Origin of the sequence: Nonomuraea purpurea, from assembly GCF_042650645.1 — a bacterium.
GTDB classification, from domain to species: domain Bacteria; phylum Actinomycetota; class Actinomycetes; order Streptosporangiales; family Streptosporangiaceae; genus Nonomuraea; species Nonomuraea purpurea.
The window spans coordinates 117,918-131,573 of record NZ_JBHSBI010000024.1 but is presented as its reverse complement, the minus strand read 5'-3'; the positions used below and the strand labels follow the sequence as shown (position 1 = coordinate 131,573).

Annotated in this window: 9 protein-coding genes; 2 read left to right on the top strand and 7 right to left on the bottom strand. The window is 71.8% G+C overall.

All coding sequences use genetic code 11. The features are described from left to right. Position 1 precedes the first annotated feature (1 nt). Positions 2-976 carry a helix-turn-helix transcriptional regulator gene (locus tag ACFOY2_RS37430; RefSeq protein WP_379532846.1) on the top strand — a complete coding sequence of 325 codons (975 nt, stop codon included), beginning with the start codon at positions 2-4 and terminating at the stop codon, positions 974-976. Here the strand turns inward: ACFOY2_RS37430 and ACFOY2_RS37425 are convergent. From ACFOY2_RS37425 to ACFOY2_RS37400, 6 genes are read right to left on the bottom strand one after another with little or no spacing between them, the layout of a single operon-like run. Beyond that, positions 973-1,752 carry an NAD(P)-dependent oxidoreductase gene (locus tag ACFOY2_RS37425; RefSeq protein WP_379532845.1) on the bottom strand — a complete coding sequence of 260 codons (780 nt, stop codon included), beginning with the start codon at positions 1,750-1,752 and terminating at the stop codon, positions 973-975. The two genes, ACFOY2_RS37430 and ACFOY2_RS37425, sit on opposite strands and share 4 nt — an antisense overlap. A 36-nt stretch (positions 1,753-1,788) precedes the next feature. Further along, entirely contained in the window at positions 1,789-2,571 is a 783-nt protein-coding gene (locus ACFOY2_RS37420) for an IclR family transcriptional regulator (RefSeq protein WP_379532844.1), read from the bottom strand. Between the two features lie 16 nt (positions 2,572-2,587). Then, positions 2,588-3,178, bottom strand: a complete 591-nt coding sequence (locus tag ACFOY2_RS37415) for an RraA family protein (RefSeq protein ID WP_379532843.1) — start codon at positions 3,176-3,178, stop codon at positions 2,588-2,590. 13 nt (positions 3,179-3,191) lie between these two features. After that, a complete protein-coding gene (locus tag ACFOY2_RS37410; protein ID WP_379532842.1) occupies positions 3,192-4,184 on the bottom strand; it encodes a tripartite tricarboxylate transporter substrate binding protein in 993 nt (330 codons plus the stop codon). Between the two features lie 26 nt (positions 4,185-4,210). Beyond that, positions 4,211-5,710 (bottom strand): tripartite tricarboxylate transporter permease, encoded by a 1,500-nt coding sequence (locus tag ACFOY2_RS37405; protein ID WP_379532841.1) that lies wholly within the window; start codon positions 5,708-5,710, stop codon positions 4,211-4,213. After that, positions 5,710-6,249 carry a tripartite tricarboxylate transporter TctB family protein gene (locus ACFOY2_RS37400; RefSeq protein WP_379532840.1) on the bottom strand — a complete coding sequence of 180 codons (540 nt, stop codon included), beginning with the start codon at positions 6,247-6,249 and terminating at the stop codon, positions 5,710-5,712. The genes ACFOY2_RS37405 and ACFOY2_RS37400 overlap by 1 nt, the downstream gene beginning before the upstream one ends. A gap of 164 nt (positions 6,250-6,413) precedes the next feature. On the opposite strand from ACFOY2_RS37400, the gene ACFOY2_RS37395 reads away from it, so the two are divergent. Beyond that, positions 6,414-7,673: a hypothetical protein gene (locus ACFOY2_RS37395; protein WP_379532839.1), complete on the top strand. Its 1,260-nt coding sequence runs from the start codon at positions 6,414-6,416 to the stop codon at positions 7,671-7,673. On the opposite strand, the gene ACFOY2_RS37390 is transcribed toward ACFOY2_RS37395, so the two are convergent. Next, positions 7,674-13,562 carry a hypothetical protein gene (locus ACFOY2_RS37390; protein WP_379532838.1) on the bottom strand — a complete coding sequence of 1,963 codons (5,889 nt, stop codon included), beginning with the start codon at positions 13,560-13,562 and terminating at the stop codon, positions 7,674-7,676. It lies immediately after the preceding gene. Positions 13,563-13,656 lie beyond the last annotated feature (94 nt).

Sequence of the window (13,656 nt, the reverse complement as noted above, 5' to 3'; positions counted from 1 at the left end):
TATGCGCGCCGACCGGTTGGTCTCGCTGGTGCTGCTGCTGCGCCAGCACGGCCGGCTGTCCGCGGCTGCGCTGGCACGGGAGCTGGAGGTGTCCACCCGCACCGTGCTGCGCGACATCGAGGCGCTGTCCGCGGCCGGCGTCCCGGTCTACGCCGAACGTGGCCGGCACGGCGGGTTCGCGTTGTTGCCCGGTTTCCGGACCGAGCTCACCGGGCTGAACCCCGACGAGGCCCTTGCCCTGCTGGTCGCCGGATCGCGGCGCGGCGCGCAGGCGTTCGGCCTCGGCTCGGCGCTCGCTTCGGCGATGCTCAAGGTGGTTGACGCGCTACCGGAAAGCTATCGGGACACCGCGGCCGGCGCGGCCGAGCGATTGCTCATCGACCCGGAGACCGACCTCCTCTCGCGTCGGCTGGTCGCCGAGGAGGTGCCTGACGCCATAGCGGCCGAGGTCCTGCGCGCGGTGTTCGCCGGGCACAAGCTGCAGATCCACTACGCGGCTGTGGACGAGACCCCGAAGTGGCGCACGGTGGACCCGATCGGCCTGGTCACCATACGCGACCGGGGCTATCTGCTGGCCACGAGGTCCGGCGAGGACCGCACCTACCGGCTGTCCCGGGTCCTGGCCGCAAAGGAACTCGCCGAACCCGCGCAGCGACCGGCCCGAGTCGATCTGGACCGGGCCTGGCGGGAACGCAGCACGCGGTTCCGGACCGGCGGCGACCAGGTCACCGTGCGGGTGCGGATGAACCCGGCGCGGCGGGAGGAGCTGCTGAGCACCGCGCTGGCCGTCCTCGCCGAAGAAGCCGGCTCGGACGGCTGGCTGCGGCTGGAGGTCACCTTCCAAGATTCGAGACACGCCGAATGGGCGCTGTGGCAGCTCAGCACGAGCGCGGAAGCCCTGGCCCCGCAGTGGTTGCGCACCTCCCTGCGCAACCGCGCCACCGCGCTCGCCACCCGCTACGGAGCCTCCGACTAGGACGGGCGTTGGGGCCGGCCGGCGGAGAGGCGGCGCAGGGTCTGCTCGGCCGCTCGGGTCATCTCGGACGGCACGCCGAGGACGTCCAGGTAGGCGCCGGTGTCGCGCATCTCCATGGCACGCCGTACGGCATGCGTGCGGGTGCCGGTCAGGAACCGGTTGATGACGGCCTGCCCGTCGCCCGCGAGCTGCTTGGCGATCTCGGCCCTGATCCACTCCTCGTCGCCGGCCGCCTGGCCGGCCGCGACGGCCTCGCAGACGACCGAGGCCAGCCCCTTCATGAACACGCTGCGCAGCAGTTTGCGGCCCATGGCGGCGCCGGGAGGCGCGTCGAGGACCTCCACGGGGCTGCCGAGAGTGCGGACGAGCTGGGCGATCGCCTCCGCGCCCGGCCCGCTGGCCAGGAGCGGCACCAGGTGCCCGTGCAACGGGACCGGGCCCAGGATGGCCACGTCGGCGAAGTCGGCGCGCTCGCCGACGGTCCGGCCGAGCCGCTCCATGACCTCGGGGGAGGCCGAGGTGAAGTCGGCGTAGCAGGCACCAGGTCGCAGGTGGGGCAGGCACTCCTCGGCCACGGCGGGAGCGGCCGCGGCCCCGGTCAGGACGAGCACGCAGGCGGCCTGCCCGACGGCCTCCGGCAGGGTCGCGACCCTCGTGACGCCTTCGGGGGTGGGGGTGTCCCCGGGGTCGTACCCGAGCACTTCATGTCCGGCGGCGGCGAGCGCGGCGGCGTACACGCCGCCCGCCTCACCAAGTCCAATGACGGCACAACGCATGATCGATCTCTTTTTATCCTCGCAGGTGAACAATGACTAAAGGGCGCGCGCCCGGCCGAGTGCGGCGGCGGCCCGGCGCAGCTCGGGCACCCACCCGAGCATCTCGTCCTCGTGATGGCGCTCGGCGGGGCCGGAGAGGCTCACCGAGGCCATGGAGTGGCCGTCAGGGGCGGGCACGGGCGCGCTCACGCCCGAGCTCCCGAGTACGCGTTCGTTGACGGAGAAGTGGAAGCCGCGTTCTCTGATCTGATCCAGCTCGGCCCGCAGGTCCACCTCGCTGACGGGCTTGCCGCCCACGGTGCCGAGGTCGGCGACGCCGGCGATCAGGGCGTCGAGCTCGTCCTCCTGCATGGCCGCCGCCAGCACCTTGCCCGCGCCCAGGTGCAGCGGCAGCCGGCGGCCGATCGGAAGCTGGTAGCGCAGCGGGTCGGCGCCGTCGACGCGGGCGATGACGATGCGCTCCAGGCCCGACCTGATGTGCAGCGTCGCGGTCAGGCCGGTGGTGGCGGCCAGCTCCTGGAGCACGGGGGTGGCCGCGCGGCTGAGGCTGTCGGTGACCAGGAACCCGTGGGCGATGGACAGGGTGGCCGGGCCGAGGTGGTAGGCCTGCTGCTCGGCGACCACGAATCCGCGCCGCTGCAGCACGCCGAGCAGGCGCAGGGTCGTGGCCGGGGACAGCCCGGCCCGCCGCGCGACCTCTGACAGGCGCAGCGGTGTGTCGCTGCGCTCCAGCACCTCGATCACGTCGAACGCGCGCTCGACCGAGCGCATGGACGTCTGAGGCTGCCCGGCGGCCATCGGCTGAACCCTCTCTCGCACGCGGATGAACCTGTCGTCACGCCGATTCAAGGATGGCAGCCCGTTTGCCCTCTTCGTTCGCGAAGACGGCCTCCGCGGCCTGCGCGACCCGCTCGGCCTCGGCGAGCGGGACGACCACCACGCCGTCGGCGTCGCCGAGAATCAGGTCTCCCGGCGCGACGGCGACGCCGCCCACCGCGATGGTGCGGCCGAGGTGACCTGGCCCGTTCTTGTACGGCCCCGCGGGCGTCACCGCGCGGGCGAAGACGGGCATGCCCATCTCGCCGAGCCCTTCCGCGTCCCTGACGGCCCCGTCGATCACGAACCCGGCCACGCCCGCGTTCTTGGCGCGCTGCCCGATCAGCTCGCCGATCAGCGCCCTGGACTCGTCGCCGCCGCCGTTGACCACGATGACGTCACCAGGCCGCACGACGTCCAGCGCCTGATGGATGAGCGCGTTGTCACCCGACCTGGTCCAGATGGTGAAGGCGCGCCCGGCCACGCGGGCGCCCGGCCACACGGCGCGGATGCGGGAGTCGAGGGCGCCGAGGCGGTCCATGGCGTCGCCGATGTTGGCGGTCGGCAGGACGGCCAGCCGCGCCAGCGCGTCCTGGGGAGATTCGCTCATCTTGGGGTGCCTTTCAGCTCTTGGTGTTGCGGACGAGGGGGAGTGCCTGCTTGACGGTGGCTTCCTGTTCCGTCCAGTACGTGGTGTATTCCTGGCCGGACTTGTAGACGGTGTTGAGCCCGAGGTCCTTCATCTTGGCGACGACCGCGGGGTCCTCGATCGCCTTCTTCAGGGCGCTTTCGAGCTTGGCGCTGACCTCGCCGGGCAGCCCGGCGGGCGCCGAGTAGCCGCGGGCGGTCGCCGCCTCGATCTGGTAGCCCTGCTCGGTGAAGGTGGGCGCGTCGGGCAGGAACGGGCTCCGCTCGGCCGACATGACGCCGAGCACCCTGACCTTGCCCTGTGCGACGAGGTCCTTGACGTCGCTGACGTTGCCGACATACCCCTGGACGTGCTTGCCCAGGAAGGCGGCGGTGGCCGACGCCGCGCCCTCGGAGAAGTGCACGGGGGCGAACTCGGCCCCGGTCTTCTGCTGGATGTCGGCCAGCGCGAAGTGCTCGCCGGTCTGCACGCCCGTCGTGGTCACGCTGACGCTCTTCGGCTTGGCCTTGACCGCCTCGATCAGGGACTTCAGATCCTTGTACGGGCTGTCGGGCGCGACCCCGATCAGCATCGGGTCGAGAACCTGCATGCCCAGCGGCAGGAAGCTCTGCCGGGTGTAGGTGGCGCCCCTGCTCGGGTCGAGGGGCGAGACCACGACGGACGGCGAGCCGGTGGCGCCGATGGTGTAGCCGTCGGGCTTGGCCTTGGTGAGCGCGGTGTAGCCGATCTGGCCTCCGGCGCCGGGCCGGTTCTGCACCTCGACGTTCGTGCCCAGCTCCCGTTCCAGGACGGGCGCGACCACGCGGGCCGCCGCGTCGACGGCCGCGCCGGGCGCGAACGAGACGATCAGGGTGACCGGCTTGCCCTTGCGCGGCCAGGCGCCCGCGGCGCCGCCGGACTGCTGGGCGCCGCACGCGGCGAGCGCCGTCGCCACGGCCACGACCGTAGCTGTGATCTTGACTTTCATGGTGACTCCTTCGGGGGGTGACGGCCTCAGGCCTCGGGGTCCTCGGCCAGTACGGCGGGTTTGCGCAGCCGCAGCAGCGGGCTCGCGGCGATGGCGAGCGCGACCACCAGCAGGACGACGCAGATGGGACGGGTCAAAAAGACGGTCAGGTCGCCCTGCGACAGCTCGAGCGACTCGCGTAGGGAACGTTCCATGAGGGGCCCGAGCACGAGGGTGAGCACCAGGGGCGCCAGGGGGATGTCCAGGCGGCGCAGCAGCAGGCCGAGCAGTCCGAAGGCGACCATCACGAACACGTCGAAGACGGAGAAGTTGATCGTGTACGCGCCCACGACCATGAACGTGAGGATCACCGCGGTCAGCACCGGGTACGGGATGCGCAGGATCGACGTCCACAGCGAGACCAGCGGCACGTTGAGCACCAGCAGGATGACGTTGCCGACGAACAGGCTGGCGATGATCCCCCAGGCGACGTCGGCGTGCTCGGCGAACAGGGTCGGGCCCGGCGTCAGCCCCTGCTGCAGGAAGGCGCCCATGAGCACGGCGATCGTCGGGGAGGCCGGGATGCCGAGGGTGAACAGGGGCACGAGCGCGCCGTTCGCGTGCGCGTTGTTGGCCGTCTCCGGCCCCGCGACGCCCTCCACGGCGCCCGACCCCAGTTCGGCGCGGTGCTTGCTGAACTTGCGTTCCGCGCCGTAGGCCAGCAGCGAGGAGACCGAGCCGGTCATCCCGGGGACGAGGCCGAGCAGGAACCCGATGCCGGTGCCCCTGGCGATCGCGGGGGCGCTGCGCCGCAGGTCGGTACGGCCGGGCATGAGCGCGCGCAACCCCGGCGCCGTCGCCTTGGCGGTGCCGCCCTTGGGCGCGACGAGGATCTCCGACAGGCCGAAGAGCCCGATGATGACGGCGACGAAGCTGATGCCGTCGAGCAGCCGGTCGCTGCCGAAGGTGAACCTGGGCGCCCCTGCCACCGGGTCGATGCCGACCATCGAGATCAGCAGGCCGAGCACGCCGGAGATGAGCGCCTTGGTCATCGAACGGCCCGCGAGCGCGACGAGCAGGGAGATGCCGAGCACCATCAGCGAGAAGAACTCCGGCGGCCCGATCCGCAGGCCCAGATCGCCGAGCGGCCTGGCGGCGACGACGAGCCCGATGGTGGCGACCGTGCCGCCGACGAACGAGCCGAGCGCCGCGATGGTCAGCGCCACGCCCGCGCGGCCCTGCTTGGTCATCGCGTAGCCGTCGATCGTGGTGATCGCCGAGGCGGACTCTCCCGGCGTGTTGAGCAGGACGCTGGTAATGGTCCCGCCGTACTGGGTGCCGTAGAAGATGGCGGCCAGCATGATGATGGCGCTGGTCGCGTCCAGGTTGAGGGTGAGCGGGATGAGCAGCGCCACCCCGGCGACGGGCCCGATGCCCGGCAGCACCCCGATCAGGGTGCCGAGCAGGCAGCCGGCGAACGCGTACAGGAGGTTCTGCGGCGACAGGGCCGTGGCGAGCCCGCCGAGCAGTTCGGCCATCACATCCATCACAGACCCCATCCGGCCAGGAACGGAATCCCCGACGGCGGGAGCTGCACCATCAGCCCCTGGTTGAAGCCGTAGTAGACGCCCACGCTGCCGACCAGGGAGATCACGAGCGACAACACCCAGCTCCGCCCGGCGCGCCACTTGAGGTGGAACATCAGGAACACGAACACGCTGATCTGGTAGCCGACCACGTCCATGACGGCCGCGAGCACGACGAGGCTGCCGAGCACGGCCGCGGCGTGGCCTGCGTCGACGCGCTCGGCGGGGGCGGCGTCGTTACCGCTTGCGCGCATCGACTGGACGGCCCAGGCCAGGACGAGCAGACCCAGCGCGATGCCCAGCACGAACGGGAAGAATCCCGGGCCGGGGCCGAACGAGGTCCACAGGCCGAGCCCCAGGGATTCGTAGGCGATGTAGAGCGAGAGCGCGACGAGGGCCGCCTGCGTGCCCGTTCTCAGCCTCGTGTTGGAAGATCGCGTGCCCGGATCGGGATCGTCGTGGGCGGGGGCATGCTCGGCGAACGCCGGTTCGTGGCTCATGGGGGTGATGCCGCCTTCCAATCTTTTCACACAGTGAAAAGCCTTTCCATTTCATGACAAGAGTGATGGGCGACATACGGACATGTCAAGGGTTAAGCGGATGTTTCCGGCTATGGCCAAACAGGTAAAGCGGCTTTGTCGGACGCGTACGGAAGAATGCTCCGATGCGAATGAGCTACGAGGTCGAAGAGTTCCTCGAGCACTCCGATCACTGCGCCGAGCCGGGCGAAGGGCTGCTCGACGAAGACTGGGACGAGCAAGTGGACATCGCGGTCCGCGTCCACCTGCTGGACCGGTGGTTGCGCGAGGACAGCCCCGACGCCCCTTCCGTGTTCGCGGACCTGCGGATCGCCGAGCTCGACCCGGATGCCCTCCTGGAAAGCGGGCTGTTCCAGGTGATCGCCCCCGGGAGCGACCTCGAACGCGAGCCGCGCGAGTACCACGCCCTCACCGCAGCGGAGGCGGCCGCCACCGTGGAACAGGCCGTGCTCGCCGCAGGCGGCCCCCCGTCACCTCGGGTCGCGTTGCTGGCCGACGACCTGCGCACGATCATCGCCGAGCAAGCGGGGGAAGCTGCGCTGGTGACGGCGGTCGACCCGGCCACGGGCGCGGTCGCCGACGGCGAGACCCACGTGGTGTTGGCGTGGGGGGCATTGTCGGCGGTGATCCGCATCAGCGTGCTCCCCCATCACCCGGACGACGCGCTCGACCCGGTCTGCGCGTTCGCGATGTGTCCTGATGGCGTCACGCTCGACCCGGTGGAGCGCAGGCGGTCCGCCGCCAGGCTGCGGGCCGTTTGCGCGGGCACCGTGCTCGCCTTCCACCTGGAGTGCGACGGGCGCGCGGCGTTCAGGGTCGGGTGGCGGCCGCACGACATCGATTCTGGCGATTTCGCCGCTGTACGGGCGTGGTGGGAGACCACCGGATGGCACGAGCAGTACGAGGAGGACTACGTCGATGTCTACTACGACTACGGCGCGGGCGACTGGGGCGGTCACCACTCGCATATGATGCCCCCTGCCACGCAGATGGCCGACGAAGACGACGACCCCTTCAAGGACAGTCTGGTTCTCGGCGACCCCGCCGCGCCGGTGGATTCGATCTGGCTGCTGGGCGGGCAGCTCAACCACCTGAGCCGCGAAGTTTTCGAGGCCGAACTCGAAGCGCTCCGCCAGGCGTGCCGCGCCCAGGCGATGGCCGGCGAGCTGGCCGACCACCTGTTGAACGAACTGCTCACCGTGCCCCTGGGCCTGGTCGCCGGCCAGGAGGATCGGCTGGCCGTGTGGGCCGACGCCGACGACGGCGGCGCCTTCTGGCGGGGCGGCGGCGACACGATCGACCTCTACGGCGAGGCCCGCAGGCTCCTGGTCGTGGGCCCGCGCGAGGCGCTCTACATTGTCTTCAAGGGCGAGATGGGCGCCTGATCAGAGCTTGGCGAGCAGCAGTCTGGCCTGTTCTGCGAAGCCGTTGTCGCCCGACTCGATCGCCCGGTTCAGGTGCTTCCTGGCCAGCTCCAGGTCGCCGTCCGCGTGGCGGATCTCGCCCAGCCGGAACGCCGCCTCGCCCACCAGCTCCGGCTCCCGCGTGCCCGTGGCCAGCGTGAGCTCGTAGTAGCGGACGGCCGAGCCGCGATCGCCGAGCCAGTACGCCAGCTCCCCCAGGTGCGCCGCCGCCAGCGGGGCGTCGTCCTCCTCCCCCGAGTCGATCACCTGCTGGAACCAGCGCAGGGCGTCGATCCAGTCGCGGCGGTCCTTGGCCAGCCAGCCCAGGCCCATCTTCGCGGCCACCGTGGCCGTCGGGTCCGGCTCGCCGAGCGACTGAAGCACCCGCAGGTACATCTCGCGGGCCCGCGACGGCTCCGTGTCGTGGTGGGTGTTGCCGATCAGGACCAGGGCCCGGCGCGCCAGCCGGTGCTCCGACTCCGCGACGCGGCCGAGCACGTCGCGGGCCTCGGTGTGCTCGCCTTCGGCCACCAGCATCCGGCCGAGCGCGAACAGGGCCGTCGGCTCGCCGCTCTCCGCCGCCGTACGCAGCGTCCGCAGCGCGGCCGCGCTGTCGCCCTGGTCGTTCTGCATCATGCCGATCGCGCTGGCCAGCATGACTTGGGCCTGCCCTGGCTCGGCCATCATGCGCTGCGCGACGTCCTCCAGCGCCTGGACGTCTCCCATCTCGCTGAGGAGCGGGATCAGCCCGTCCCAGGCGGCCAGGTGCACTGTGGTGTCGGGGTGGGAGACCAGCCGCTCGTACCGGGAGCGGGCCTCGGACTGCAGGCCCGTGGCGGCGTACAGGCCGGCCAGCTCGATCTCCAGGTGAGGGTCGGGCTCCGACAGGCAGCCGGACGCGCCCTCGACGTAGAGCAGCGCGTTCGCCTGATCGCCCGCCTCGACCAGCTCCCTGGCACGACTGATCGCCAGGTTCACGGCCTCCTCCTTCAAGCCGGCGGACGCGGCCAGCGTGAGCGCGCGCACCGCGAGCTCGTGGGCGCCCTCGGTGAAGGCCCGGTTGGCGACCGCGACCACGTTGTCGGCCGCCATCTCGACCAGTTCGGAGACGGGGTCGTCCCGGTCCACCTCCATGACGGCCACCTTGCCCAGCGCCTGCGCCGCCGCCTCCAGGTCGCCGTCCTCGAACGCCCACTTGCCCAGCAGGTTGCCCGCCTGCGCGCGTGCGCCAGGATCGTCGCACTCCGCCGCCGCCCGGCCCAGCTCCACGCGGGCCTCCAGGCCCTCGCCGCGTTCGCGCAGCGTGCGCGCCAGGTCCATGCGTGCGCGCGGCGTGGGGTATTCGTCCCCTATGCCGATGGCCTGATCGTCCAGACGTACAGCGGCGTCGGGGTCGTCCTCATGGGAAACGTGCACATCACCGAGGACGACCTCGCCGCTGTCGGCTTCCTCACCGTCGTCGACTTCCTCACCACTATCGGCTTCCTCGCGGCCGTCGGCCTCTTCGCCACCGTCGGTCTCCTCGGGGATGGCCTCTGACGGTGATTCCCGCTCCGGTTCCTGTGGCTGCGAATCCTCCATGGCTGGGGTGTCGCCGTGATCGCCCGGGGTTTGGTCGAGGTGTGGTCGGGCGCCGCCGGAAGTACGGTTGCCTGTGCCCTTGAGCAGCGGCAGGAGCCGGGTGGCGGCCACCAGCCGCAGGTGCGGGTCGGCGGAGACGGCCAGCGAGTCCAGCACCGTGCGCGCCTCGGCCCGAGCGCCGTGGCTGGTCAGGACGTCGGCCAGCTCCAGCAGCAACGACGGGTCACCGTTCGGGGGGAAGGCCGCGGCGCCCGTGTAGTACGCGCGGACCGCGTCCAGGTCCCCCTTCTGGGCGACGTCCGAGGCGTGCTCCTTGGCGAACCGTACCGCGTCGTCGTGGGCCCCGCCCGCCGCCGCCAGGTGCAGGGCGCGGACGGCCACCGCGTGGTCGTCCCGCTGGGAGGCCTGGTAGGCGACGGCGGCGAGGTTGTTCAGCGCGGTTGCGTGGAGGTCGCGGTCGTTCTCGTCCGGCGCGGGGTGGTTCAGCCCGGCGGCGGCCGCGGCGCCGAAAGCCTCGGCGGCCTCGGCGAGCCGTTCGTCCTCGGACAGCCAGATGCCCAGTTCCATGCCGGCGAGCAGCGTCCGGCCCGGGTCGTCGCAGGTCAGCACGGCCTCCATCGTGCGGTACGCGGCGTCGGTTTCGCCGAGCTGACGCAGGGTCAGGGCGAGCTCGATCCGGATCCCGGAGGCGGTGTCGGGGTCCGCGCCGTCGAGAGCGGCCCGGTAGCCGTCCACCGCGCCCTTGAGGTCGCCGCGTGCCTTGGCGACGTCGGCGAGCGTCCACACGCCCATCGTGACCGTCTCGGCGTCGCCGCTGTCGACCGCGCGCCCCGCCGCCTTCTCCATGGCCTCGTTGTCGTCCTGGAGCGCCATCACGCCGAGCAGCCGCCGCAGACACCTCAGCGCGTTCGGGTGGTCCACGGCCGCGCCCCTGGTCAGCACCTCGATGGCGGTGTCGGTCTGTCCGGCCAGGTCGTAGGCCAGGCCGAAGTTGTCGCAGACGATGGCCACCTGTTCCGGGGTGCCGAACTCCGCCACCAGTTCGTACAGATCCCGCGCCTCGTCCGCCCCCAGGGCATCCAGTTTCTCCATGGCGGCGCTGAGCACGAGGTCACCCGCCCGCTCCGACGATTCGCGTTCCAGCAGCGGACGGACCGGTTCGCCCTCGTAGAGCGCGACGTGCACCTCCGCGGCCACGGCCGAGCCGTACGCCTCGGTGAACAGCTCCAGCGCGCCCGCCCGGTCGCCCTCGCGCAGGCGCGCGATCCCGCGCTCGTTGAGGCTCGCCGTGCCCAGGCGTTCCTTGGCGGGCAGCCAGATGTCCGGGTCGTCAGAGGCCGCGGCCCGTTCGTACGCCGCCCGCGCCCCCTCCTCGTCCCCGGCGTCGGCCAGGAAGCCGCCCAGCTCGTACGAGATGAGCGCGACGCCCCTTTCGTCGGAGTCGCCGAGGCTGTCGATGCCGCGCCTGGCCAGCTCAACCGCCTGAGCAGGTTCGCCACGACGGCTCATCAGGCGGGCCAGCATGACGTGGGCGGTCACGGGGTCGTCCTGGATCGCCTGCTCGTAGTGTGCGGCGGCGGCGTCCAGGTCTCCCGTCTGTTCGAGGGTGGCGCCGATCAGGAGGTGTACGTGCGGGCCCTCGCCGGTTTCCGCCACCTGGAGGTCGTAGGCCTCGTCCACCTGGCCGGCCGCGACCAGCGCCTGCGTCAGAGAGGCCAGGCTCTCCTCGTGGTGATGGTCGCCGGGGTCGGCGGCGGCCAGCGCCTGGCGGTACGCCGCCGCCGAGCCCGTGAAGTCGCCGAGCTTGAACCGCATCTCGCCCAGGCCCTTGGCGCCCAGCATCGCGTTGCGCACGTTGTCGCCCGCCGCGGCCACGGCCAGCGCCTCGGCGGCCCCGGCGTGGTCGCCCCTGTCGTTGCGCAGCGCGCCCAGGTACAGGGCGGCCTCCTGGACGTATTCGGGATGGCCGTGCTCGATCGCCATCGACAACGCCGCGTCGGCGGACGCGATCTCCCCCGCGCGTTCCCAGGCGTGCGCGGCCTCCAGCGTGAGCCAGGTGGTCATGAAGTGCGCAGTCGGCTCGCGCAGGGCGGACAGCACGGCTGAGGCGGCGGCGTAGTCGTGGGCGAGCAGGCTGCGCGCGAACACGCCGTCCTCGGCCAGCTCCGGATGGTCCGCACCGACCTGGTCGAACGCGGCGCGGGCCGAGGGGAAGTCGTCCATGCGCACCCGGGTGGCGCCCAGCAGCCAGGCGCTGCGAGCCGCGCGGACGTGGTCGTCCCTGGCCATGATCCGTTCGTGAACCTCCGCCAGCCCCGGCAGGTCACGGCGGGCCTCCAGGATGGCGAGCAGGCGCGATTCGGCTTCCAGCACCAGGCCGGGATGCCCGGATTCGGCGACGGCCGTGTAGGCGGCCACCACCTCGTCACCGCCCTCCCCGCCGTCTTCCAGAGACTTGCCGAACGCGTGGGCGACCCAGGGCGCCAGCGCCGGATGACCGTCGGCGAACGCACGACGCAGCAGGCCGACCGCCTCACCGCCGTCCTCGGCGCGGATCATCCAGGAGAGCACGGCCGCGTGCGACAGCGCCATCGACTCACCCGCCGAGGCGGCCTCGTCGAGCATCGCGAGCACCCGCGAACGGGGCACCCCGAGCGAGATGTACACGTGCGCGAGCATGCTCTTGGCCAGCGCGGACACGGCCGGGTTCGGGCCGCGGACGCACTCCTCGAGCGCGGCGATGCCCACCTCCCTGCCCAGCCGCTGATAGGCCGCGCCGGCGTCGAGCACCGGGGCGCCCTCCTCGGTGAACAGGTACAGGGTCGCGGCGGCGGAGAAGCTCTCCGCGTAGTCGTCGCCGTCCGCCAGGAACTCCAGCAGTTCCTGCGCCTGCTCGGCGTCTCCCTCCCCGTACTCCAGCGTCGCCAGCATGGCGCAGGCGCGGGCCGACAGGCGTACGACCTGCGCGTCGATCACCCGGTGCAGCAGGATGCGGGCCTGGTCGAGGTCGTCCGCGCGGATCAGCTCCAGGGCCGCGTCGCAGTCGTCGACGGCCTGCTCCCGTTCCTCGTCGGGCCCCCGGGCGGCGCCGGCCGCGTACGAGATCGTCATCTGCGCCTGGAACGCCACGTCCGGGTCGGCCAGTTCGCTCGCCTGCCGCAACACCGCGATCACGTCGGCCCGGCGCGGGTCCTCGGCCGGCAACCCGTGCAGCAGCGTCCCCAGGCTCGACACCGCGCCGGCGTGGAACTCCGACTCCGCCCCCAGGACCGTCCGCCAGCAGTCGAGGGCGTCCTCCACCTCCCCGGCCTCCGCGTACACCTGGCCCAGGCAGGCCCGCGCCACCAGCGCGTACCGAGGATGCCCCGACTCGACCACCCGCCGCAGCAGGGCCCGAGCCTCCTCCTCGTCGCCGAGTTCATGGGTGAACTTCGACTCCTGGATCAGCGCGTCCAGCCGGATCTCGGGCCGGTGGTCCTCGGCCGCCCGCCGATAGGCGTCCCGCGCCTCCGCCTTCTCGCCCAGGTCGCCGAGGGCCGCGCCCAGCAGCTTCTCGGCCATTCCGCGCTCGGCCGGGTCGCCGACCGCGATCGCGTGCTCCATGACCCGGCGGCACTCCTCGAACTCCGGGCGGCGGGCGTGGATCGTGTACAGGCGGAAGGCGGCCCGGGAGCACAACGCGGGGATCCCTTGGGACAACATCGCGTCCAACCCGGTGAGAACGACCTCGTCCTCGCCGGCGTCGGAGTCGAGCAGTCCGACGACGGCCTCGTACGCCTGCCACGCCTGCCGCTCACGCTCACCGCCGTCGTCCGGCCATCGGGCCTCCTCCAGCCCCGCCGTCAGCTCGGCGACCTCCGGATGACCGCTCCGCCTGACCCGCCCCAGCGTCTCCGCCGCGCCGTCGAGATCGCCCAGCATGCGCAGCACCCGCACGAGCGCGATGTCGGCCATCACCGCCAGATCGGCGTCGGCGCCTCCGGCCGCCAGCCGCAACGGACGCCAGGCCAGTGCCCACCGCTTCTCATCGACCAGGATGAGGCCGAGCGAGATCGCCGACCGCTGCGCGAACACCGGATGCCCAGAGGCGATCACCGAACGGTGTGCCGCCAGCGCGCCCTGAAGATCGCCTTTGTCCTGCAGGACGTGCCCGAGCAGTTGCGAAGCCTCAGGGACGACGGCGTCCTCGCCGGAGATCACGATCTCCCGCAGCACCTCCGCCGCATCGTCCAGCTCTCCCCGCTGCCACATCCCGATCGCCGTTTCGAGCCGCTCCGGCCACGAAGACATGCCGTTACCCCAAGTGATCGCTCGCTGTCCCGCTGCAGGTGGAACGTACACGATCGAGATGTAGCTTTTTCAGGATTTCATCCGATACGCCGGA